Below are 21,537 nucleotides of genomic sequence, written 5' to 3' on the forward strand. Positions count from 1 at the left end.
ACATGCGCTCCGCCCTCTTTGCCGAACGCTCGCGCCTTGGCCGGCCGTTCAGCCTCAAGCATGCCCTGCTCCTTATCCCCCTCCTCTTCCCGATGCAGGCATCCGCATCGGATATACCGGCCTACAAGGTCACGGTCGGCGACGTGCTGATGATATCCGTCTATGGCGACAACGGCTTGACCGGCCTTTTCCCGGTCAGCGTGGACGGCACCATCGGCTACCCCATTCTCGGCAACGTCCCGGTCCTCGACAAGACGGTCGATGAAATCGGCGCTCAGATCGGCCGCGATCTGGCACCCCATCTGGCAAACCGGTCGGTCGCCGTCGCTGTCAAGGAATATGCCCCGATCTTCATCATCGGCGACGTCCAGAAGCCCGGCAAATACGAATATCGTCCGGGCATGATCGTGCTCGAACTCTTTTCGCTCGGCGGCGGATTGCGCGAACCGACGGTGCGGACGGACATGTCGGGCATCCAGCTCATATCGGCGCAACAGGAATACGAGGACATGTCGCTGCAGCTGCTGTCGCAGGACGTCAAGCGCGCCCGGCTCGAGGCGGAACTGAACAACACCGAATTCCAGTACAAGATCAACGAAATCGGCCTGACAAAGGATCCCGCCATCGTCCAGAAGATCGTCGACGCGGAGCTGAGCCTCTACAATCTTCGACTCTCGGTCATGCGGGACGAAAAGACCAACCTCGAAAGCCAGCGACAGAGCTTCATCCAGGAAATAGACACGCTCGAAAAGAGCACTTCCCTGCGCAACGAGCAGTTCCAGCTCCTGGGGCTCGACGTCAATGCCTCCGAGGAGCTCGTGACGCGGGGGGCGGCTTCCCAGTCGGCCCTTAGAGAGCGCAAGCGCGAATTGCTGGCGATGAACCAGCAATTGCTGGAAACCAGCTCCTTCCTCGCCCGGGCGCAGCAGAACAAGAACGAGGTCGAGAGGCGGATCCTGGAGCTGGAAAGCAAACGCCACAACGACGCAGCGACCGAACTGAGGGAAATCGAGCTCGATATGGCGCGGCTGCGCCGGAAGATGGCCTTCACCTTGCAGATGATCGGCGAGATCGGAGCGTCGGCGAGGCGCGTGAGCGCTCTCGAAGACATGATCGAAACCAAATTTTCGGTGGTGCGCCAGGTCAACGGCGAATACCGGGAAGAGACCGTGAACGAGCATACGCGCATACAGGCCGGCGACGTCGTCCGCGTAAGCCTCGTTCAGGCCGGCCGCTCCGCCACCGCCAAAGTCAACTAGGATGGCCCCGGAGGTCGGGGATGGGATCGACAATCACTCCCCTCAAATACCACATGGTCGGGCAGGACGCGCTCATCATCATGAGCGACGGCAGGTGCAGCCGGCCCGTGCAGGTCACTCATGACGCGCTGACCGACATCCAATCTCCCGCGTGCTGCGATGCGTCGCGGCTCGCGCAGTATCTCGAGTTCTTTGCCGAGATGGCGTTAAAAAAGATCGAGAAGGAAGCGATCGCGTTCGATGGGCGCATCTGGATCACCGCCGACGACGTGCGGGCCTGGCGCTCGCTTCATCCGGGAATGACGGAAAACACGGCAACGTCGCCGGCACCCGTCCAGCAGTGATCGGCAACGCTTCGAGACAGCGCACCGGCCGGAACATTTTTGCGCTCTTCCCCCATCGAGTGACTGCGGCCGCCGCACCCTAATGCTTACGGCATGATGCGGACGTATGCACATACATAATTCGCTCAGCAGTTATGGAATGCCCGAAGGGCTTACTTCTATTAGATAAATTGAACGGAAGCCGGTTTCGGGGCCTTGTGTGAATTACCCGCTACGCCTGCTTGCCCCGGCGGGCGTCCGGCATCACGGTCGGAGGTCGGGTGGGCTCGCCCTCACCCCGGGGCGAGCCCTCATCCCTCCCGGACAAGTCATTCCCATTCCGTGGAACAGCCCGCGAAGGCTCCGGTGCGATTTCAGCGCTCGCCGGAGCGAAGATCGGGTCCGGCATTGCCCGAGGCGAACCCTTCCCAGGTGGAGCCGATGTTCAGCCAGGTATTGCCCGGATGCATCGTCAAAAACCCCTTGCTGCCCTCGATGTCCGCCGAACCACGCCGGAAGTGATTGCGGTACAGGATGGTGTTGAACCTTCTCGGCCGCTTCTGCGGCGCAGCCTTGAAGACACCGTCATGGGTCCACATGAGCTTGTAGGCGTCGACGAACCCGTAGCGCAGATTGGTGAACCGGTTTCCGTCGAAGACGGTGGCGTTGTAGTCCGACCCGTCGTGATCCCAGGTCTCGTATTCGACGCCGATATAGGTGATGTCGTCGAAGCTGTTCTTGCGATAGACATTGCCGAGGCCGCCCCAGATGCCCGCGACGCCGGAATCGGCGAATGTCGTGCCGATATAAAGGCCGCTATTGCTCCGGGACACGCTGTTGTTCGAGTACTGGAGGAAGTAGGGGCTGAGACCGTATGTCGAATCAAGCGCGACGGTCATCATTCCATGCCGCATCTGGGAGATGTTGTTGCTGTCGACAACGACGTCATAGACGTTCCCATAGAGAAGCACGCCGGTTGAATCGGAATCGTGTTCGCTGAAGCTCGCCCGTCCCTCGAAGGTATTGTCGTAGATCACCGCCTGCGATGCGATGGCTGCCAGAGCGAAACGGCTCGTTTTATCCGGAATGACGTTCCACGGGGTCTCGATAGTGACGGTCGATCCGTCGATCGAGGTGATGTGACGATGCTGGCCTGCACCCCTGCCGCCGATGATGACCAGGTCCCGGCCGCTGGCGACAGGCTTTCCCCAATCGGCCAGCGACCGGAAGGTGACGGAACTCGCCGAAGCGCGGACGAAATCGTTCTTCATCATGCTTCCGACGATTTCGAAACATATCTGTTCGCCCTTGTTGCAGTCGACCTTCTCGCAATCGTGAGGCGCGGCGTTGCGGGATACGTTCCTTTCCCAATAGAGGTTGCGCAGGCTCCCGAAATGCGCCTGTGCGACGAAGAAGCGGCCGATGCCATGGCCGTCGTCACGGCTTTCGTCCGCATTGGTCAACTCGTTGCCGATCATCGAGAAATCTCTTCCGCCCCACAAGGCGACGACGGATTCGCCATAACCGGTCATCCGGAACCGGTTCTCCGACAGGAAGACCTGGCGGCTGGTTCCGTAAAAGGAGCCGTTCTCGATCAATTCGGAGGCATGAATGAAAAGGCCGGAAGCGTCCTGGGCGTCGAGAGCGGCCGTGCCCCAGGCGTTGATCCTCATCGCCTCCAGTCGGGTGTCCCGTGCCGAGGAAAGCCTCAGAAGGGGTTTGTCTCCGGTCCCGCGATTGCCGTTCAGCGTGATCTGCCTGAACTGCACATTGTCGTCCTCGCTGGCCACCATGCTCTGATCGATATTCCGCCCCAGGCGGATTTCCGTCTCGTCCATCCCCTCGCCGGTCCAGGCGACGTTCGCAGGCGCCTTCAGCGGTGCAGTAACGAGATACGTGCCGGCGGGAAAATGGACCGTCGCGGGCGCCGCCGCCGTGGCCGCCTGAAGCGCCTTCTCGATCGCAGCCGTGTCGTCGGCGACACCGTTCCCGGCTGCGCCGAAACCTTTTACGCTGATGACTTTGTCCTCCTGCCCGGCCCAGGACGACCGGGAAAGGACGTCGAGCCTCAACGGTCCGCTCCAGCCGAAGCGGCCGCCATGGCCGTTGTGCATCCAGACCTCATATGCGGCAGATGGCAGATCGGGAATTTCGAAGCTCACCCGGAAAGGGTTCACCGATATCGGCCTGAGATACCGGCCGGAGCCGTCGATCGGCTTGATGTAGATATGAGCCTCGGCCGTTTTGTTGGACCGCGCGAGATTCCGGCCATAGACCGAGACGACGGTTCCCGGCGTTCCCTTGTCCGGCCCCACCCACCATGCCTCGGTCCGATTGATCGCGAAGGCCCGCCCCCCGGATGCGCCACGCCGCGGCCGGACGAGATACATGGACCAGGGCGGCAAGGTCGAGGGAAGCAGCAGGGTTGCCGCGGCGGCATCCTTCGTCAGGGGCGCCAGGGACGTGACGTGGCCTTCCGGCGCCGTGGGCGCTTGCGAAAACACGTCGAACACGGTTTCGCCGTCGAGCTTGACGCCCGTCATCGAGACGACCTCGTCCCGATCGGCCGTCGCCGAAATTTCGGCGATCGCCGGCGCCGAGGATCTGGCTTCGAAAAAGGGAGGCTCGAAGGCATCGACACCGGGCGGCAGCTCCGGCTCCGGAACCGGGACCGGCAACCCGAAATGACCGGGATCGGCCCGGCCGGCCGTCAACGACACCGCCCCGGTCACAAGGCGATCGGTGGATGCCGAATGAGAGAACGCGATGAGCGTCAACGAGAACAGGGAGAGCAAAACAAAAGCGGACCGGCGTTTCATCTTGCCCCTCCGGGTACACCTCTACCACGCCGAACGCCCTATCCGGCCACCGATCGGCAAATTGCAGCCGGCCTGAGCCGGCATGATCCCGGACCAGCGGGATGAGAGCGGAGCGCCGGATATCACTGCGGCGGCTTCGGCGGATCCTGCGGCTCCGTTCGAGCGCCGGTGATCTTCCGCATGTCGCACTCGATCTTCGCTCTCCCGAAGGCTGGTGCGGCGATCGAAGCGGCGGAAGCCCGTGCTCCCCGCCTCATCTCCAGCCACTCCCTTTCGAGACGGACATACGTCTCCTCCGATATGAACATGATCACTCCTCCCGCACAGAAGCCCGGGATTCATTCGGCCGCCACCTGTCCCGCACGCTGCCGCCAGTGATGGTAGAGATCTTCGATCCCGCTCCTCAGGTCGACCTTCGGCGTCCAGCCCAGTGCGTGCAAGCGCAAGCTGTTGAGACGTTTCCTCGGCGTGCCGTCGGGTTTGCTGGTATCGAAGACGATCTGTCCCCTGTAGCCGACGATATCGGCCACGAGATAGGCAAGGTCGCGTATGGAGACTTCCTGCCCCGAGCCGACGTTGATGAGCTGGAGATGCGTATGGGTCTTCATCAGCAGGATGCAGGCATCGGCAAGATCGTCGACATGCAGGAATTCGCGCAAGGGGTTGCCCGTGCCCCATACCGTGACAGTCTCGCTATCGGCCACCTTAGCTTCATGCATCTTCCTCACCATGGCGGGGATGACATGCGATCCCTGCGGGTCGAAATTGTCATTCCGTCCATAGAGGTTCGTGGGCATCACCGAGATCGACCGGGTGCCGTATTGCGCCGCATAGGCCTGGGCGAGCTTCAGCGCCGCGATCTTGGCGATCGCGTAAGGCTCGTTCGTCGGTTCGAGGGGGCCTGTCAGCAGCGCATGTTCATCGATCGGTTGGGCTGCAAACTTCGGATAGATGCAGCTCGACCCCATCCATAGCAGCTTTTCCGTACCGATATCGGTGGCCGCTTTCATGATGTTCATCGCAATCATTGCGTTGATATACAGAAAGTCGGCAGGATAGGCCGAATTGGCGGCAATGCCTCCCACCTTCGCGGCCGCAACCAGAACGACCTCCGGCCGAGACTTCGCCATCCACCTTTCGGTATCGGCCTGGCGGGTCAGGTCGAGTTCGCCGTGCGAGACCTTCAAGATGGTGCATTCTTCCTGCTCCAGCCGATGCACCAGGGCCGATCCCACCAAGCCATTGTGGCCGGCGACCCAGACGCGTTTGCCCTTGAGACTGAATATTTCCCCTCCGGGATTAGCCTGTGAAATCATTACGCCCCTCCTCGCGCATAACGGTGCGCAGATCAGCTTCCACCATTTCCGAAACGAGATGGCCGAACGGCGTGGCATGGCGCCAGTTGAGTTTCGTGTGCGCCTTGCTCGGATTGCCCAGCAGGAAATCGACTTCGGTCGGACGGAAATAGCGGGGGTCTATTTCGATGAGCGGGTTCCCGCTTTTGGCGTCGAAGCCCACCTCCTCGATCCCCTTGCCATCCCATTCGATGCTCCTGCCGACGACGCCGAATGCCAGCTCGACGAATTCCCGCACGGTGTGGGCCTCGCCGGTCGCCAGCACATAGTCGTCGGGCTCCTCCTGCTGAAGGATACGCCACATCCCATCGACATAATCGCGCGCGTGCCCCCAGTCGCGCTTGGCGTCCAGATTGCCGAGATACAGTTTCCGCATCAGGCCGCGCTCGATCGCGGCAACGCCGCGCGAGATCTTCCGCGTCACGAAGGTTTCGCCGCGAATAGGGCTTTCGTGATTGAACAGAATGCCGTTCGAGGCATGAAAACCATAGGCTTCCCGGTAGTTCACGGTCATCCAGTAGGCATAGAGCTTGGCGGCCGCATAGGGGCTGCGCGGATAAAAGCGCGTCCCTTCGTGCTGCGGCACCTCGCCCATCCCGCCGAAGAGCTCGGACGTCGAGGCCTGGTAGAACCGGCAGGTCTTGCCAAGCTTCAGGATTCGCATGGCCTCGAGAAGCCGGAGCGTTCCGAGAGCGTCGGCATTGGCGGTGTATTCCGGCGTCTCGAAACTCACCTGCACGTGACTCTGCGCGCCCAGATTGTATATTTCGTCCGGCCTGACGTCCTGAATGACCCGGCACAGATTCGTCGCGTCGGTCAGGTCGCCGAAATGCAGATGAAACCGGACATCGCTCTTGTGGGGATCGCTGTAGAGGTGATCGACGCGGGCTGTGTTGAACGACGACGACCGCCGTTTCAACCCATGCACTATGTAGCCCTTGGACAGCAGCAACTCGCTGAGATAGGCGCCGTCCTGCCCGGTTACGCCGATGATCAATGCCACTTTATCCGCCATAAGCCGGCTCTCCCCCGTTGAGACGCGGCCCCCGTGCGGTTGCCAGGGGAAACTATAAATAGGAACCGCGGACCGACCAGCTTGCCAAAAGGGAGGATGAAGGTACTCCGTCACTTCGCCGATCGGACACTCCGGATGCTTCCTTTGAAACCGGAAGTAGCTCTTCTCCACCTAGCGAAGTATCTCGGAATGGGGGGTAGACCACAACTATCGCTTTTGGCCACCTTGCTGCGTCAACCGTGCATGCGATGATCGGAGGATTGATCCGCCGGCTGAATAGGGCGTTGGGGGCAATGCCGTCTGATCTTGCGTTGCGGTTGTTGATCCATAGGGGACTTTATGATGGCACAAGCCGAAACGACCACGACCTATGAAGCCGTTCAGAATTACAATCGGCTTACGCGTTTTCTCCATGCGGGGCGCTACAGAAAGCTCATCGAGGTGCTTGGCCGTCTTGCGCGCGAGATCGGTGACCGCAGGATGCGGATCCTGGATATCGGTTGCGGGCCCGGAAGCGCGGTCGGCCACATATTCGAAAGCTTCGATGTCGATTATGTCGGCATCGATTACGATCCGACGTTCATCGACGCGGCCAAAGCGCGCTACGGGCATCTCAGCAATTGCCGCTTCGCTTTGGGCGATGCGTCCGAGGAGACATTCTACCATTCGGTCGACGCGGATGTCGTGGTTGCCCTCGAGACGCTCGAGCACGTCCCGTTGAACCGCGTGGTCAGGATCGTCGAGCATGTCTGCGGGATCGTCAGGCCGCGGGTCTTTCTCGTCACCGTTCCCGTGGAAATCGGGCCCGCCGTATGGATCAAGAACTGGGGCTCGGCCCTGATGGGCTACGACAGGCAGTCCGGCAACATCCGCGAAACCTTCTGGGCGGGTCTCTACCAGTTGGACCGCGTGCCTCCGCACCACGTCTCCCATCAGGGTTTCGACTGGCGGTGCCTGGCTCAGATCATGCGCGTGAACGCTCCCATGCGGGAGGTGGGCAGTCTGCCGTTCTCCTTCATCCCGAAGATGTTCAGCCCGAATGTCGTGCTCGTTTCCGAACCCTCGCGGGCCGACCGCCGCTTGAAGACGCAGGATGCCGACGCCTGGAAGGTCAACCATCAATTCCCGTCCCCCGAACTGCATTAGAGGGCGAGAACGGAGGAAAATCCTTCCCGAATGGCGATGCTCGCCTGTGACGTTATCGCGCCAGGGCCACCAGCCTGCCGCTGGACGGCTGATGGAGGACGTCCATCCGCACGTCGTAGATGCGGGCCAGCTCGTCCGGCGTCATGACGTCTTCCGGCGTGCCATGGGCGATCAGCCGGCCGGAATGCAGCGCAACGATCTCGTCGCAGAAGCGCGCCGCCATGTTCACGTCATGCAGCACGGTGATGACGGTGATGCCCTTTTCGCGGCAGAGGTCGTGGGTCAGCGACAGGACTTCCAGCTGGTGGCCGATGTCGAGTGCCGAAATCGGCTCGTCGAGCAGCAGGCAGGTCGCGTCCTGCGCCACCAGCATGGCGAGCCAGACGCGCTGGCGTTCGCCGCCCGACAGGCTGTCCACCATCCGCTCGGAAAAACCGCCGATGCCGGTGAGCTCGATCGCCTCCTCAACCTTCGCCCGGTCGGTCGCGCCGAAGCGGCCGAGCGCGCCATGCCAGGGATAGCGGCCGAGCGCCACCAGTTCCTTGACCAGCATGCCGGGTGCGGCGGGCGTGCGTTGCGGCAGATAGGCGAGCCGGCGAGCAAAGGCGCGGGCGCCCCAGTCCTCCAGCGGCCTACCCTCGAAATGGATCACGCCGCCGCTCGGCGCCTGCTGGCGGCCGATCAGCTTCAGGAACGTCGATTTTCCCGAACCGTTATGGCCGATCAAGGCGATGGATTTACCCGCGGCAAGATCGAGGGTAAGCGGGTGCAGAAGGATGCGTCCCTCTATCGCGAAACTGACATCGCGCAGCGATAAAAAAGAACCGTTTTTGTCTGCGGCTGCGCGCCGATCGTCATGCGGCGGCATAAGGGTACTATCCATCCGGTCTGCTTTTCGAATATGGAGAAATCGGGTCATGTTTCGCCAATTTCGTTCCGGCGGTCAACCGCGCCCCGATAGTGATTTTGCAATGAAGGTCTGAATGCTTCGCCGTTTCTTCTCCTACTACCGGCCATACCGAGGGCTTTTCGTCCTCGATTTCGCCTGTGCCGTCCTTTCCGGCGTGCTCGAACTTGCTTTCCCGATGGCGGTGAAGCTTTTCGTCGACCGGCTGCTCCTCAGCCACGAATGGGTGCTGATTCTGTTCGCGTCTGCAGGGCTTCTCGTCGTCTATGCGATCAATACGGGCCTGATGGCGGTCGTCACCTATTGGGGACATATGCTCGGCATCAATATCGAGACCGACATGCGGCGGGCCGCCTTCAACCATCTGCAGAAGCTTTCCTTCAGCTATTTCGACAACCAGAAGACCGGCCATATCGTCGGCCGTCTCACCAAGGATCTGGAAGAGATCGGCGAGGTCGCCCATCACGGGCCGGAGGACCTGTTCATCGCGCTGATGACCTTTGCCGGCGCGCTCATGCTGATGTTCTCGGTGAACTGGCAGCTTGCGCTGATCACCGCCGTCGTCGTGCCGCTGACGGCCTGGGTGACCAGCCATTTCGGCAGCCGGATGACCGATAATTTCCGCCGGCTCTTCAGCCGCGTCGGCGATTTCAACACGCGCATCGAGGAGAATGTCGGCGGCATCCGCGTCGTGCAGGCCTTCGCCAACGAGCAGCACGAGCGCACGCTCTTCGAAAAGGACAACCAGAACTACCGGCGCGTGAAGCTCGAAGCCTATAAGCTGATGGCCGCCAGCAGCTCGCTCAGCTACATGAGCATGCGATTGACCCAGATGGTGGTGATGATCGCAGGCGCCTATTTCGTGCTGTCGGGCGAGCTCACCGCCGGCGGCTTCATCGGCTTCCTGCTGCTCGTCGGCGTCTTCTTCCGCCCCGTGGAGAAGATCAATTCGGTGATCGAGACCTATCCGAAGGGGATCGCCGGCTTCCGGCGCTTCACCGAGCTCATCGACACCGAGCCGGATATCGCCGACGCGCCGGATGCGGTCGAGGTCGGCCACCTCAGGGGCGAGATCGTCTATCAGAATGTCTCCTTCGGCTACAATCCGGAAAAGCCGGTTCTGCAGGACGTCAACCTGACGATCCGGGCCGGCGAGACGATCGCCTTCGTGGGGCCGTCCGGCGCCGGCAAGACGACCATCTGTTCGCTTCTGCCGCGCTTTTACGAGATCGGCTCGGGCAGCATCACCATCGACGGCATCGACATCCGCAAGATGACCAGGGTTTCGCTGCGCCAGCAGATCGGCATCGTGCAGCAGGACGTCTTCCTGTTCGGCGGCACGATCCGCGAGAACATCGCCTATGGCCGGCTCGGTGCCGGCGAAAGGGATATCGTCGAGGCGGCGCGCCGGGCACGGCTCGAAGAGATGCTCGCCGGCCTGCCCGATGGCCTCGATACCCTGATCGGCGAGCGCGGCGTGAAACTCTCCGGCGGCCAGAAGCAGCGCATCGCAATTGCCCGCATGTTTTTGAAGAACCCGCCGATCCTGATCCTCGACGAGGCGACGTCTGCGCTCGACACGGAGACGGAACGCGCCATCCAGCGCTCGCTCGCCGAGCTTTCGGAAGGCCGCACGACGCTCATCATCGCGCACCGGCTCGCCACCATCCAGGGCGCCGACCGCATCGTCGTCATCGACGGCAGCGGCATCGTCGAACAGGGAACGCACCAGGACCTGATCGCCCGGCGCGGCGCCTACAACCGGTTGCACGCGGCGCAGGTCGGCGGCCATTGAAGCCGGCCTGAAACATGCCGTTGATGGCCAGAGTAAAACTTGATAAAACAACACATGTTTTATTGAGGTGCGGGATATCCGGATGACGTTCCAGCCGCGGATGCAGAACAGGATCGAAGGCTTCTCGGTCATCGGCGGGCTTCGCCGCCGTCACTGGAACGGGATCACGGCCGATCTCTGGGACGTGGAATGCGCGGCCTATGCGGGCGGATATTACGTGGCGCGCGACCCGCGCCTCTTCATCCTGCTCGACCATCGCGGCCGGGGGCGGCCCTCCGTCAAGCTCTCGCCGAAGGCGCACGGCGCACCGCAGGACAGGCGCGAAAGCCCGATCTCCTACATTCCGGCCGAGATGGACCTTTGGGTGGACATTACCGAGGTTCAGTCCGTGCGCCATCTCGACATTCATTTCGATGCGGATGTCGTCAGCCGCCGGCTGATGGAGGAGATCGACCCGAAGAAGCTCAAGGACCCGCAGCTCCTCTTCTTCGACCAGCGCGTCATGGCGCTTGCCGAATTGATCGCTGCCGAGATCGCCAGTCCCGATCCGCTGCACGACCTTTACGGCGACGGGCTGGCGCTGGCGCTCGTCATCGACGTCCTGAAGATGATGAAGACGCCGCCGCGCAAACGGGGCTCCCTCGCCTCCTGGCAACTCAGGCGCGCCACCGATTTCATCACCGAGAACTGCATGCGCAACATCCGCCTGCAGGAACTCGCCGAGCTCACCGGCCTGTCGCAATCGCATTTCAGCCATTCCTTCAAGGCCTCCACCGGCATGGCGCCCCACGAATGGCAGACGAACGCCCGCCTCGACCGGGCCAAGAAACTGCTGGCGGCCGACGACCAGCCGCTGACCTCCGTCGCGGCCGAAACCGGCTTTTCCGACCAGGCGCATTTCACGAGAGTTTTCCGCAAGCATGTGGGGACCACGCCCGCCCGTTGGAGAAAGGCGAAGCGGACTTGACCACTCCGCAAAGATTTGCCCACGGCCGTTAAATTTGCCCAAAACCGTTCAATTGCAGCCGATCGGGCCAAGCCGCAAAGATTAAATTGAGTTAATCACTCACCTTATTGCAGCGCCGCATCCAGGGGGAGCGGCCGCCAGGTCATGTGAGTGGGGTCACGAATGGGGAAGCGGAAGAGATCTATCGGAACAAGGCTCGGTCTTGGCGCGGGCGTCGCGCTGATCGGCATTTGCGCGGGCTGGGCGGCCCAGGCACAGGCCCAAGTACAGGCGCAGAATGCCGATACGACCCTCGCTCCGATCGTGCTCCAGGGCGAAGGCGAAAGCGCGACCGGACCCGTGAAGGGCTATGTCGCAAAGAAATCCACCACCGGCTCCAAGACCGACACGCCGCTCAACGAAATCCCACAGGCGGTTTCCGTGGTCGGGAAGGAAGAGATGGACGACCGCGGCGTGGTCAACAAAGTAGACGAGGCATTGCGGTACACTCCGGGTGTCGTTGCGGCTCCGTATGGCACCGACCCGGACACCGACTGGTTTTACATCCGCGGTTTCGACGCGACACAGACCGGCGTGTACTTGGATGGCCTCAACCTGTTCAGTTACGGTTTCGGCGGCTTCCAGATCGATCCGTTCATGCTGGAGCGCGTCGAAGTGCTCAAGGGGCCGGCCTCGGTCCTCTATGGCGGCTCGAACCCCGGCGGCATCGTCAACATGGTGCGCAAGCGGCCGACCGATGAGCCCTATTATTACACTGAGATCGGTATCAACAGTAACGCCAATGCCTTCGGCGGCTTCGACATCTCCGACAAGGTCGGCAGCAGCGATACCATGACCTACCGGCTGACCGGCAAGATTGCCGGCGGCGAAGGCTATACCGATTTCACCCGCGATTTCCGCGGCTTCATCATGCCCCAGTTGACCATATCTCCGGACGAAGCGACGAAATTCACCGTCTGGGCCTATTACGGCGGTCTCGATCAGGTTCATACCGGCAACGGCTTCCTGCCCTATGAAGGCACGGTCGTCGACAGGCCTGGAGTTGGCAGGATCGACCGCGACTTCTTTCCCGGCGAGCCCGATCTCGACGAGGGCCGGTATGACCAGCAGATGATCGGCTACGAACTGGAGCATGAATTCGACGGTGGCTGGAAATTCTCGTCGAACTTCCGCTACGGGCATCTCGACAAGTACGAATTCGGCCCTTACCCGTATCTCTGGGCCAGCGCGACCGCGCTGAACCGGATCGGCTTTGAGGGTGATACCACGGCCGATAACCTTGCCTTCGACAATCGCGTCGAGAACGAGTTCGAGCTCGGCGGCGCCACGCACAACATCATGGCGGGGATCGATTACCGCTATTATCGGATCGACAACCTCCAGAATTTCGTCTTCGGCTCCGGGCCGATCGACGTGCTGAACCCGATCTACGGCCTGCCGCAAGTGCCGAACGGTCCGCTTTACGACGAAGTCGTGACGATGAACCAGCTGGGCTTCTATGCGCAGGACCAGATCCGCTTCGGCGAAGGCTGGATCGTCACGCTGAACGGCCGCTACGACTATGTTCACACCGATTTCGACAACAAGCTGAATCCTGCCGGCAGCTTCAAGGATTCCGACGGCGCCTGGAGCGGACGGGCCGGTCTCGCCTATGAGTTCGACAACGGCCTGACGCCTTATGTCAGCGCCGCGACCTTCTTCAATCCGCTCGTCGGAACCGGCACCGCCGGCCCGCTCAAGCCAGAAGAGGGTGAGCAGTACGAAGCCGGCATCAAATACGAGCCAACTTTCTTTGACGGCTCGCTGACGGCCTCCGTCTTCCATATCAGAAAACAGAACTACACCGTATCGGAGCCGGCACCGCCATTCGCGCGCCTGCAGCTCGGCGAGGTGGAATCCCGGGGCATCGAACTGGAAGCCAAGGTCAATATCGACGAGAACTGGAAGCTGCTTGGTTCGCTGACCTATACGGATGTCGAGGTCACGAAGAACCCGCTCAACCCGGCGTTCGAGGGCAAGACACCCTATATCGTGCCGGATATCACCGCTTCGTTGTGGCTTGACTACACGGTCACTCAGGGAGCCCTGGAAGGCCTCAGCCTCGGTGCCGGCCTGCGTTACAAAGGCGAATCCTGGGCGGACGAAGCCAATACGCTGAAAGTTCCCGACGCAACCGTCGTCGATGCCGCCATCCGCTACAAGAAAGACGACTGGACGGCGTCGCTCAACGTCACCAATCTTTTCGACAAGACCTATGTCGAAAGCTGCGGCGGCGTCGGTGCCTGCGGTTACGGCGATGCCCGCACCCTCACCTTCAAGCTCAGCAAGGTCTGGTAAGTTGACAGCCTGAGTTTCGTTTTGCAGGAAGGCCTCTATTCGGGGCCTTCCCGTGCGATTGGAGAGACGTTGAAAGAACCGCATCCGCTGACGCGCAGGACCATGCTTTCCGGAGCCGCCGCGCTTCTGGCGACGGCCGGACGCGTCCATTCACAGGTGCCGGGGACCCGCGTCGCGACGCTCGACTGGGCGCTTCTTGAGACGCTGCTGGCGATCGGCGCCGACGTGGTCGCGGCGACCGAGCTTCGCCAGTTCCGGCAGGTCGCGGTCGAACCCGAGGTCCCGGAAGGCGTCGCCGATCTCGGCCTGCGCGGCACGCCGAATTTCGAGGTGCTGCGTTTTGCCCGTCCCGACCTGATCCTCAACTCCAATTTCTATGCCTGGGCCGATCCTTTGATGAGCCGCATCGCGCCGGTCGAAAGCCATGCGATCTACAAGCCCGGCGAAAGTCCCTATGCGCTGGCGGAACAGGCGACGCTCGCGATCGGCGAGCGCCTGCGGCTTCCGGCGGCCCGCCGCATGGTCGACGAACTCGCGGCGAGGCTCGACCGATACCGATCGCTTTTCGCCAAAGGCGACGGCCGCCCCGTCCTGCCGGTCAATCTCGGCGATGCCCGTCATTATCGGGTATTCGGCTCAGACAGCATGTTCGGGGAGGTTCTGCAACGCACGGGCCTGAAGAATGCCTGGACGGGCGCGACCAGCTATTCGGCCACGGCGCCCGTCGGCATCGAGACGCTCGCCTCCATGCCGGATGCCTGGATCGTCCTCATCCCGCCGCATCCGGAGGATGCTTTCCAGGCACTCACCGCAAGTGCCTTCTGGAACGCGCTGCCCGCGGTGCGCGAAAACCGCGTCCTGACGATCGGCTCCGTCAATCCCTACGGCGCGCTGCCGGCCGCAAGCCGCTTTGCCGATTTCCTGGCTGAAGGATTTTCCCATGCCGGGAACGGCTGATCTGTCGATGCCCCTGCGCGCGCCCTCCCCGTCCCTCCTTCCCGCAGCCCTGCTCGGGATCGCCTGTATTCTCGCCTTCTCGCTGCTTCTGCTGTTGCGCCCTCAGGTGCCGGGAGACACGGAGACGGCGGCAGCACTCGACCGGATCTTGCTCTGGAGCAGCCTGGCTCCCCGTGCCGCCATCGCATTGATCGCGGGCGCAGCACTCGGCCTTGCCGGCGCGCTCCTGCAGCGGGTGCTGCGCAATCCGATCGCCGACGCCTCGACGCTCGGCATCGCCTCCGGCGCGGAGCTCGCGCTCACGCTGGGCCTCAGCCTTTCGCCGCTGCTGGTGGGGGCCTCGCGGGAACTCGCGGCATTTGCCGGGGGACTTGCCGCCGTCGCCATCGTGCTTGCGCTCAGCTGGCGGCGCGGCCTCGATCCGGTCACGGTCGCCATTTCCGGCATGATCGTCAGCCTGATCGCCGCTTCGCTCAGCGTCACGCTGGTGCTCGCCCGCGGCGAATATGCCATGTCGATCCATATCTGGGGTGCCGGCGCGCTCAACCAGCAGGACTGGAGCGGCGTGATCTCGCTCGCGCCGCGGCTGGCGGCCGGCATCGCTGCGGCATTCCTGCTGCTGAGGCCCCTCAACGTCCTGGCGCTCGACGATTCCAGCGCGAAAAGCCTCGGCGTCGCGCTGCATACGGCGCGGTTCGCGATCCTCGTCCTCGCCGTCTGGCTGTCCGCCTCCGTCACCGCCACCGTCGGAATCATCGGCTTCCTCGGGCTTGCCGCGCCGGCGATCGCAAGACTCTGCGGCGCGCGGAGCACGGGGCAGATGATGATCGCCGCCCCGCTGACAGGCGCCGCCGTCCTCTTCCTGGCCGACTGCCTGACGCAATTGCTGGGACCGGGATTTTCCGACCTCGCGCCGACCGGCGCGGCCACCGCCCTGCTCGGCGGTCCGCTGCTCCTGTTGCTGCTGCCGCGCGTTCACGGATTTTCCGCCGTCACCGCAAGGCCTGACGTCGTCTTGCGGCATCTGCGGAAGCCCGGAACCGCCCTCATCGTCCTTGCCATTTTGCTCGCGGCGATCTCCGGCATTCCCTCTGGTCTGAGCGCCTTTTTGAGGGCGGCGATGCGGAAGATGGCGTTGGGTGCGCCGTAGCCGCGATATTGGCGCCGTTCGACGATCTCGAAGAAGAAGCCTTCCCCGAAGGTCATGCTGTAGAGCTGGAAATACTCGCCCTGCTCGTCGCGGTCGTAGAGGATGTTGTCCGCCTTCAGCCTCTCGGTCAGCTCCGGGTCGAGGCCGAAGCGCGCCTCCACGTCGCCATAGTAGTTCGGCGAGATCTGCAGCGGCTTGAAGCCGTTCTTGCGGAGCGCCTCGGCGGTGGCAAAGATGTCGTGCGTCTGGAAGGCCAGATGCTGGACGCCGGAACCGAACGTCTCGGCGATGAAATGCCCGGCGAGCGTGCGGCGGTTCTCCGCCCCGTTCAGCGTGATCCTCAGCGTGCCGGCGGCATTCTCCACCACCTGGCTCCTGACCACGCCGGCCGGATCGATGATGTCGACCATCGGCGTCTTCTGCGCCTCGAAGATCGACGTGTAGAACAGCAGCCAGGTCAGCATCTCGTCATAGGCGACCGTCTGGGCGATGTGGTCCACATGTTCGAGATGCGCCGGAGCAACCTCCGCACCGTCCTCCATGGGCACGAAGTCGATCTCGGAAAACCGGCCGAGGCTGCTCTTCTCGTCGATCAGATAGATCAGTCCGCCGCCGACGCCGCGGATCGCCGGGATCTCCACCTCGCCCGGGCCGACCGGCTGGCTGAAGGCCTCCGCCCCCAGCGCCACGGCGCGCGCCAGCGCATCCTTCGCATCCTGGACCTTGAGCGCCATCGCATAGGCCGACGTGCCGTGCACCGCAAACGAGGCGCTGGCGAAACCCTTCTCCTCCGTATTGACGATGAGGCGGATATCGCCCTGCCGATAGAGGCCGACCTTCTTCGTATGGACGGCCACCTTGCGGAAACCAAGCGTGCGCAAGATGCCGGCAAGATCGGCGGCGTCCTTCTCGTCGGCGGAAAACTCCACGAAGCCGACGCCCGTGACCTTCGCCCGCTCCGGCATGGCGGGAACGGTGAGCGAGGAGACGTTCGGGCTGCGGCGCACCTGGTCGCCGAGATAGATCAGCGACCGGTGGCCGTCGGCCGCGATCGGCCGCGCCTGGCCGCCGCGGAACTGGTCGTTGAAGATCTCCAGCGAGAAATAGCCGTCATAGCCGGTCTCGGCGATCGCCGCCGTAAACGCCGTCACCGGCAGATCCCCCTCGCCCGGCATGTTGCGGAAATGCCGCGACCAGTAGAGCAGGTCCATGTCGATCAGCGGCGCATCGGCCAATTGGACGATGAAGATCTTGTCCTTCGGGATGGAGCGGATCGAGTTGATGTCGATCTTTTTCGACAGCGTGTGAAAACTGTCGAGGATGAGGCCGATGTTCGGATGATCGGCACGGCGGACGATCTCCCAGGCATCGCGGTGGTCGTTGATGTGGCGGCCCCAGGCGAGCGCCTCGTAGCCGACCTTCAGGCCGCGTTTTGCCGCCCGTTCGCCGAGTTGATGGAAATCGGCCGCCGCCCGGTCGATGCCGCCGAGCGACACCGGAGAGACGTTGGAGCAGACGAGCAAAAGGTCGGTGCCGAGCTGCTGCATGACGTCGAACTTGCGCTCGGCGCGGTCGAAGGTGCGGCTGCGCAATGGTTCCGGCATGCCCTCGAAATCGCGAAGGGCTGGAACAGCGTGATCTCCAGGCCGAAATCCCGCACCATCTTCCCGACATCCGAGGGACTGCCGTCGAAGGCCAGGAAATCGTTCTCGAAGATCTCCACCCCGTCGAACCCCGCCTTGGCGATCGCATCCAGCTTCTCAGGCAATTCCCGCCGCTGATCGATACAGTCGCGATCGACGTCTTCATCGGTCCCCTGGCAGATCAATGCGGGCGTCCTCAGCCCTTTCAGGTGTTGCGTGCGAAGCTGTTCGGGCTTGCCGGGCGGATGGAAGGGATAGCCGAGGCAGAGAAGGCCGGCGATTTTTCCCTCCGCATAGAGGTCGTCGGCAATCATGCTCGCGACCCGTCCGCCCATCGACTTGCCGCCGATGACGAGCGGTCCCTTCGCGCCGAGTTCGGCGATCGCGTCCCGGTACTCGGGATTGAGGGTTTCGGCCCTCGGCGGCGGCTTGCGGTCGCCCGATATCCGCCGGGACGCCATATAGCCGAATTCGAACCGCGCCACGCGGAAGCCCTTGGCCGAGAGAGCATTCGCCGCGGCCGTCATCGACGCCGAATCCATCGGAGCGCCGGCGCCGTGCGCCAGCAGGATCGTGAATTCTGCGTTCTCCGGCCCCTCGATCAGAAATCGCTCCGACATTTTGCTCCCTCATTTCGAGCGCATTTTTCATACGTGCCGGTCGGCTCGGGAGGCCGGCGGGCGTCCTTGGGTCAGGGCGAGACGCGATCGCCCGAACCGATGTTTAGCAGCGGGAGCCGGATCCGTCTCCTGCGCAAGCGACAGATGGAGGATATGTCATGAACGACGTGCAGAGCCTCAGACCCGCAATCGAGCTGGCGATGAAGAACGGAGTGCGGTTCCCCAACGAAAGCGCCGCCTACCGGGAGGCGCGCGATGCCCTGCTTGCGGAGGAGATAGAACTCAGGCGCCATATCGAACGGGTCGCCGAGCAGAGACGCCGGCTGCCGCCGGGCGGCGCGGTGCCCGGAAATTACACGTTCGAAGGCGAGAACGGCCCGATTTCGTTCGAAGACCTCTTCGCCGACAAGGAAACCCTTGTCGTCTACAGCTATATGTTCGGTCCGGAACGGGAGCGCCCCTGCCCGATGTGCACGTCGCTGCTTTCCTCCTGGGACGGGGAGGTCCCGGACATCCGGCAACGGGTATCGTTCGCGGTCGTGGCGCGTTCGCCGATCAGGCGCTTGATCGACTTCAAGGAGGAACGAGGCTGGCATCACCTGCCGCTTTATTCGGACATGACGGGCGAATACAGCCGCGACTATCACGCGCTCGGCGCGAACGGCAGCGACGATGCCGCCTTCAACGTCTTTACCCGGCGGGACGGGACCATGCGGCATTTCTGGAGCCAGGAGATGGGCGCGGTCACCGCCGATCCGGGCCAGGATCCGCGCGGCGCGCCCGATCTCATGCCGCTCTGGACGATCCTGGATGCGACGCCGGAGGCCCGGTCGCCGCACTGGTATCCGAAATTGTCCTACTAAAGGCCTGAAGACGTTAGGACTTAGGTCCGAAAGGCCGATTTTGGCGGAACGAAAAAGAAAGCGATGACGTTCTCCGGCCACCTCAACCGAAAGGAAAGTGGTCATGAACAAGTTGATTCTCATTTCTACCGCGATCGGCCTCGTTGCGACGGGTGCCGCAGCACAGGAAAGCACCGTCAACGGCGCCGTGGGCGGCGCGGTCACCGGCGCCATCGTCGGCGGCCCGGTCGGCGCAGCCGTGGGCGGCATCGTCGGCGCGGCGGCCGGCACGGCCATCGATCCGCCGCCGGAACGCGTCGTCACCTATGTCCGCGAACAGCCGATCCAGCAGTCGGTCGTGGTCCGGGAGCGCGTCGTCGTCGGCCAGCCGATCCCGCAGCAGGTGGTGCTCACGCCGGTCCCGGAAGCGCCGACCTATGCCTATGCGGTCGTCAACGAGCAGCGCGTGATCGTCGATCCGCAGACCCATACCGTCGTGCAGATCATCGACTGACGGAAATTCCCGTCGACGGACGGCCGCCGCACCCGCTGGTGCGGCGGCCTTTTCATTTGTGGCGCCTTCTTTTCGATTCCTCTGGGAAAACAAATCATTAGCCGGCTTACAAAAGCAGGTCTTGTCGTCCACAGAAAATCCTTTCCGGCACTTTCCAGTCTCGCCTTTCACGCTTTATGACACATTTATGACGGTCAGAAAGATGCAAGGAGCCTCGTATGCTGGGCCTGTTCAGAAAACTGCTTCCCCGCGAGGATGCCTTCTTCGATCTTTTCGCGCAGCATTCCCGTACCGTGGTCGGCGCCGCGGAAGCCCTGAATGCGCTGCTCGCCGGCAGGGACATCGACGGCAACTGCCAGCGCATCGTGGCGCTTGAGGACGAGGCGGACGACATCACCCGCGAGGTGCTGCAGGCCACCCGCCGCAGCTTCATCACCCCTTTCGACCGCGGCGACATCAAGGACCTCATCCAATCCATGGATGACGCGATCGACATGATGCACAAGACGGTCAAGACGATCCGGCTGTTCGAACAGACGAGCTTCGATCCGCTGATGCAGCAGATGGGCGGCGAGATCGTCCAGGCCGCGCATCTCATCGCCGAGGCGGTGCCGCTGCTCAACAAGATCGGCGCCAATGCGCCGCGGCTCGGCGCGATCGCCGAGGAGATCATGCGCGTCGAGGGCCGTTCCGACGACCTGCACGACCAGGGCCTCAAGGATCTCTTCCGCCGTCACGGCACCGGCAATGCCATGGACTTCCTCATCGGCAGCGAGATCTATGGCGAGCTCGAGAAGGTGCTCGACCGGTTCGAGGACGTCGCCAACGAGATCAGCGGCATCGTGATCGAGAATGTCTGATGGAAGCCTCCCTCGCTTTCCCGCTGCTCGCCGGACTGATCGGCATCGCGCTCTTCTTCGACTTCCTGAACGGGCTGCATGACGCGGCGAACTCGATCGCGACCATCGTCTCGACCCGCGTGCTCAGGCCGCAATACGCGGTCTTCTGGGCGGCCTTCTTCAACTTCATCGCCTTCCTGTTCTTCGGCCTGCACGTGGCGGAAACGCTCGGCACGGGCATCATCAATCCCGGCATCGTCTCGCCGCAGGTGATCTTCGCCGCGCTGATGGGCGCGATCATCTGGAACATCGCCACCTGGATATTCGGCATTCCGTCGAGCTCGTCGCACGCGCTGATCGGCGGGCTCGTGGGCGCCGGCCTCGCCAAGGTGGGTCTGAGCTCGATCGTCTGGGGCGGCCTCCTGAAGACCGTCGGCGCGATCTTCATGTCGCCGGCTATCGGTTTCTTCCTCGCTTTGACCCTGGTCCTGATCGTCTCATGGGTCTTCGTGCGCCAGACGCCCTTTGCCGTCGACAGCACGTTCCGGGTGCTGCAATTCGTCTCCGCCTCGCTCTATTCTCTCGGCCATGGCGGCAACGACGCCCAGAAGACCATGGGCATCATCGCCGTCCTCCTCTATTCGCAGGGCCATCTCGGGGGCGAGTTCCACGTCCCCTTCTGGGTGGTCATCAGCTGCCAGGCGGCGATGGCGCTCGGCACGCTCTTCGGCGGCTGGCGCATCGTGCACACGATGGGTTCGAAGATCACCAGGCTCAATCCGATGCAGGGCTTCTGCGCCGAAACGGGCGGCGCCCTGACGCTGTTCGGTGCCACCTGGCTCGGCATACCCGTCTCGACCACCCACACCATCACCGGGGCGATCATCGGTGTCGGCGCCGCGCGACGGGTCTCCGCAGTCCGCTGGGGCATCGCCGGCAATATCGTCTTCGCCTGGTTCGTGACGCTACCGGCAGCGGCGCTGATCTCCGCGCTGTTCTACTGGCTCGCCGGCTTTTTCCAGTGAACGCGGGCCCCGCCGCTCGGCTGC

The 21,537-nt window shown here is 62.8% G+C and carries 17 protein-coding genes and 2 pseudogenes; 12 read left to right on the forward strand and 7 right to left on the reverse strand.

Annotated features, from left to right (window positions below; all coding sequences use genetic code 11):
- The first annotated feature begins 2 nt into the window (after nt 1-2).
- Nucleotides 3-1,259 (forward strand): polysaccharide biosynthesis/export family protein, encoded by a 1,257-nt coding sequence (locus tag QTA58_RS23140; protein WP_289671038.1) that lies wholly within the window; start codon nt 3-5, stop codon nt 1,257-1,259.
- Nucleotides 1,260-1,279: 20 nt separating this feature from the next.
- The gene (locus QTA58_RS23145) at nt 1,280-1,603 is read left to right on the forward strand and encodes a hypothetical protein (RefSeq protein WP_289671040.1); all 324 of its coding nucleotides are present in this window, start codon (nt 1,280-1,282) and stop codon (nt 1,601-1,603) included.
- A gap of 353 nt (nt 1,604-1,956) precedes the next feature.
- Here the strand turns inward: QTA58_RS23145 and QTA58_RS23150 are convergent, their stop codons facing one another.
- The 4 genes from QTA58_RS23150 to gmd form a co-directional block, all read right to left on the reverse strand.
- The gene (locus QTA58_RS23150) at nt 1,957-4,401 is read right to left on the reverse strand and encodes a glycoside hydrolase family 28 protein (RefSeq protein ID WP_289671042.1); all 2,445 of its coding nucleotides are present in this window, start codon (nt 4,399-4,401) and stop codon (nt 1,957-1,959) included.
- A gap of 122 nt (nt 4,402-4,523) precedes the next feature.
- Nucleotides 4,524-4,709, reverse strand: coding sequence for a hypothetical protein (locus tag QTA58_RS23155; protein ID WP_289671044.1), 186 nt, complete (start codon nt 4,707-4,709; stop codon nt 4,524-4,526).
- A gap of 30 nt (nt 4,710-4,739) precedes the next feature.
- Complete coding sequence (locus tag QTA58_RS23160) at nt 4,740-5,717, reverse strand: GDP-L-fucose synthase (RefSeq protein WP_289671046.1); 978 nt, start codon at nt 5,715-5,717, stop codon at nt 4,740-4,742.
- Nucleotides 5,701-6,771: a GDP-mannose 4,6-dehydratase gene (gene gmd / locus QTA58_RS23165; protein ID WP_085423212.1), complete on the reverse strand. Its 1,071-nt coding sequence runs from the start codon at nt 6,769-6,771 to the stop codon at nt 5,701-5,703. The genes QTA58_RS23160 and gmd overlap by 17 nt, the downstream gene beginning before the upstream one ends.
- A 342-nt stretch (nt 6,772-7,113) precedes the next feature.
- On the opposite strand from gmd, the gene QTA58_RS23170 reads away from it, so the two are divergent.
- Nucleotides 7,114-7,917: a class I SAM-dependent methyltransferase gene (locus QTA58_RS23170; RefSeq protein WP_289671047.1), complete on the forward strand. Its 804-nt coding sequence runs from the start codon at nt 7,114-7,116 to the stop codon at nt 7,915-7,917.
- A gap of 52 nt (nt 7,918-7,969) precedes the next feature.
- Here the strand turns inward: QTA58_RS23170 and QTA58_RS23175 are convergent, their stop codons facing one another.
- Nucleotides 7,970-8,785, reverse strand: coding sequence for an ATP-binding cassette domain-containing protein (locus QTA58_RS23175; protein ID WP_289673285.1), 816 nt, complete (start codon nt 8,783-8,785; stop codon nt 7,970-7,972).
- 115 nt (nt 8,786-8,900) lie between these two features.
- On the opposite strand from QTA58_RS23175, the gene QTA58_RS23180 reads away from it, so the two are divergent.
- The 5 genes from QTA58_RS23180 (at nt 8,901) to QTA58_RS23200 (ending at nt 16,030) form a co-directional block, all read left to right on the forward strand.
- Nucleotides 8,901-10,619, forward strand: coding sequence for an ABC transporter ATP-binding protein (locus QTA58_RS23180; RefSeq protein ID WP_289671048.1), 1,719 nt, complete (start codon nt 8,901-8,903; stop codon nt 10,617-10,619).
- Between the two features lie 82 nt (nt 10,620-10,701).
- On the forward strand, nt 10,702-11,586 hold the full coding sequence (locus QTA58_RS23185) for a helix-turn-helix domain-containing protein (protein WP_085423209.1): 885 nt from the start codon (nt 10,702-10,704) through the stop codon (nt 11,584-11,586).
- A 162-nt stretch (nt 11,587-11,748) separates the two neighbouring features.
- Nucleotides 11,749-13,923 carry a TonB-dependent siderophore receptor gene (locus QTA58_RS23190; protein WP_289671050.1) on the forward strand — a complete coding sequence of 725 codons (2,175 nt, stop codon included), beginning with the start codon at nt 11,749-11,751 and terminating at the stop codon, nt 13,921-13,923.
- A 102-nt stretch (nt 13,924-14,025) separates the two neighbouring features.
- Entirely contained in the window at nt 14,026-14,880 is an 855-nt protein-coding gene (locus QTA58_RS23195) for an ABC transporter substrate-binding protein (RefSeq protein ID WP_289673286.1), read from the forward strand.
- Nucleotides 14,881-14,887: 7 nt separating this feature from the next.
- Complete coding sequence (locus tag QTA58_RS23200; protein WP_289673287.1) at nt 14,888-16,030, forward strand: iron chelate uptake ABC transporter family permease subunit; 1,143 nt, start codon at nt 14,888-14,890, stop codon at nt 16,028-16,030.
- On the opposite strand, the pseudogene QTA58_RS23205 reads toward QTA58_RS23200, so the two are convergent.
- Nucleotides 15,958-17,839: pseudogene (locus QTA58_RS23205) on the reverse strand (TIM barrel protein); the annotation flags it as partial. The gene QTA58_RS23200 and the pseudogene QTA58_RS23205 overlap by 73 nt on opposite strands.
- 1 nt (nt 17,840) lies before the next feature.
- Nucleotides 17,841-18,293, reverse strand: a pseudogene (locus tag QTA58_RS23210) (alpha/beta family hydrolase); the annotation flags it as partial.
- Nucleotides 18,294-18,451: 158 nt separating this feature from the next.
- Between QTA58_RS23210 and QTA58_RS23215 the strand changes: the two are divergent.
- From QTA58_RS23215 to QTA58_RS23230, 4 genes are all read left to right on the forward strand, one after another.
- Nucleotides 18,452-19,156, forward strand: coding sequence for a DUF899 family protein (locus QTA58_RS23215; protein ID WP_289671052.1), 705 nt, complete (start codon nt 18,452-18,454; stop codon nt 19,154-19,156).
- Between the two features lie 103 nt (nt 19,157-19,259).
- Nucleotides 19,260-19,649 (forward strand): DUF1236 domain-containing protein, encoded by a 390-nt coding sequence (locus QTA58_RS23220; protein WP_085423204.1) that lies wholly within the window; start codon nt 19,260-19,262, stop codon nt 19,647-19,649.
- A gap of 218 nt (nt 19,650-19,867) precedes the next feature.
- Nucleotides 19,868-20,509 (forward strand): DUF47 domain-containing protein, encoded by a 642-nt coding sequence (locus tag QTA58_RS23225; protein WP_289671054.1) that lies wholly within the window; start codon nt 19,868-19,870, stop codon nt 20,507-20,509.
- Entirely contained in the window at nt 20,509-21,513 is a 1,005-nt protein-coding gene (locus QTA58_RS23230) for an inorganic phosphate transporter (protein WP_289671056.1), read from the forward strand. The genes QTA58_RS23225 and QTA58_RS23230 overlap by 1 nt, the downstream gene beginning before the upstream one ends.
- The last annotated feature ends 24 nt before the right edge of the window (nt 21,514-21,537 follow it).

Source organism: Neorhizobium sp. CSC1952 (assembly GCF_030378245.1).
Lineage (GTDB): Bacteria > Pseudomonadota > Alphaproteobacteria > Rhizobiales > Rhizobiaceae > Neorhizobium > Neorhizobium oryzae_A.

Coding starts and splice junctions, on each gene's coding strand:
- QTA58_RS23150 (WP_289671042.1), bottom strand. CDS start 4,401: ATGAAACGCCGGTCCGCTTTTGTTTTGCTCTCCCTGTTCTCGTTGACG.
- QTA58_RS23195 (WP_289673286.1), top strand. CDS start 14,026: ATGCTTTCCGGAGCCGCCGCGCTTCTGGCGACGGCCGGACGCGTCCAT.
- QTA58_RS23190 (WP_289671050.1), top strand. CDS start 11,749: ATGGGGAAGCGGAAGAGATCTATCGGAACAAGGCTCGGTCTTGGCGCG.
- QTA58_RS23155 (WP_289671044.1), bottom strand. CDS start 4,709: ATGTTCATATCGGAGGAGACGTATGTCCGTCTCGAAAGGGAGTGGCTG.
- gmd (WP_085423212.1), bottom strand. CDS start 6,771: ATGGCGGATAAAGTGGCATTGATCATCGGCGTAACCGGGCAGGACGGC.
- QTA58_RS23220 (WP_085423204.1), top strand. CDS start 19,260: ATGAACAAGTTGATTCTCATTTCTACCGCGATCGGCCTCGTTGCGACG.
- QTA58_RS23145 (WP_289671040.1), top strand. CDS start 1,280: ATGGGATCGACAATCACTCCCCTCAAATACCACATGGTCGGGCAGGAC.
- QTA58_RS23215 (WP_289671052.1), top strand. CDS start 18,452: ATGAACGACGTGCAGAGCCTCAGACCCGCAATCGAGCTGGCGATGAAG.
- QTA58_RS23170 (WP_289671047.1), top strand. CDS start 7,114: ATGGCACAAGCCGAAACGACCACGACCTATGAAGCCGTTCAGAATTAC.
- QTA58_RS23160 (WP_289671046.1), bottom strand. CDS start 5,717: ATGATTTCACAGGCTAATCCCGGAGGGGAAATATTCAGTCTCAAGGGC.
- QTA58_RS23140 (WP_289671038.1), top strand. CDS start 3: ATGCGCTCCGCCCTCTTTGCCGAACGCTCGCGCCTTGGCCGGCCGTTC.
- QTA58_RS23175 (WP_289673285.1), bottom strand. CDS start 8,785: ATGCCGCCGCATGACGATCGGCGCGCAGCCGCAGACAAAAACGGTTCT.
- QTA58_RS23185 (WP_085423209.1), top strand. CDS start 10,702: ATGACGTTCCAGCCGCGGATGCAGAACAGGATCGAAGGCTTCTCGGTC.
- QTA58_RS23225 (WP_289671054.1), top strand. CDS start 19,868: ATGCTGGGCCTGTTCAGAAAACTGCTTCCCCGCGAGGATGCCTTCTTC.
- QTA58_RS23230 (WP_289671056.1), top strand. CDS start 20,509: ATGGAAGCCTCCCTCGCTTTCCCGCTGCTCGCCGGACTGATCGGCATC.
- QTA58_RS23200 (WP_289673287.1), top strand. CDS start 14,888: ATGCCCCTGCGCGCGCCCTCCCCGTCCCTCCTTCCCGCAGCCCTGCTC.
- QTA58_RS23180 (WP_289671048.1), top strand. CDS start 8,901: ATGCTTCGCCGTTTCTTCTCCTACTACCGGCCATACCGAGGGCTTTTC.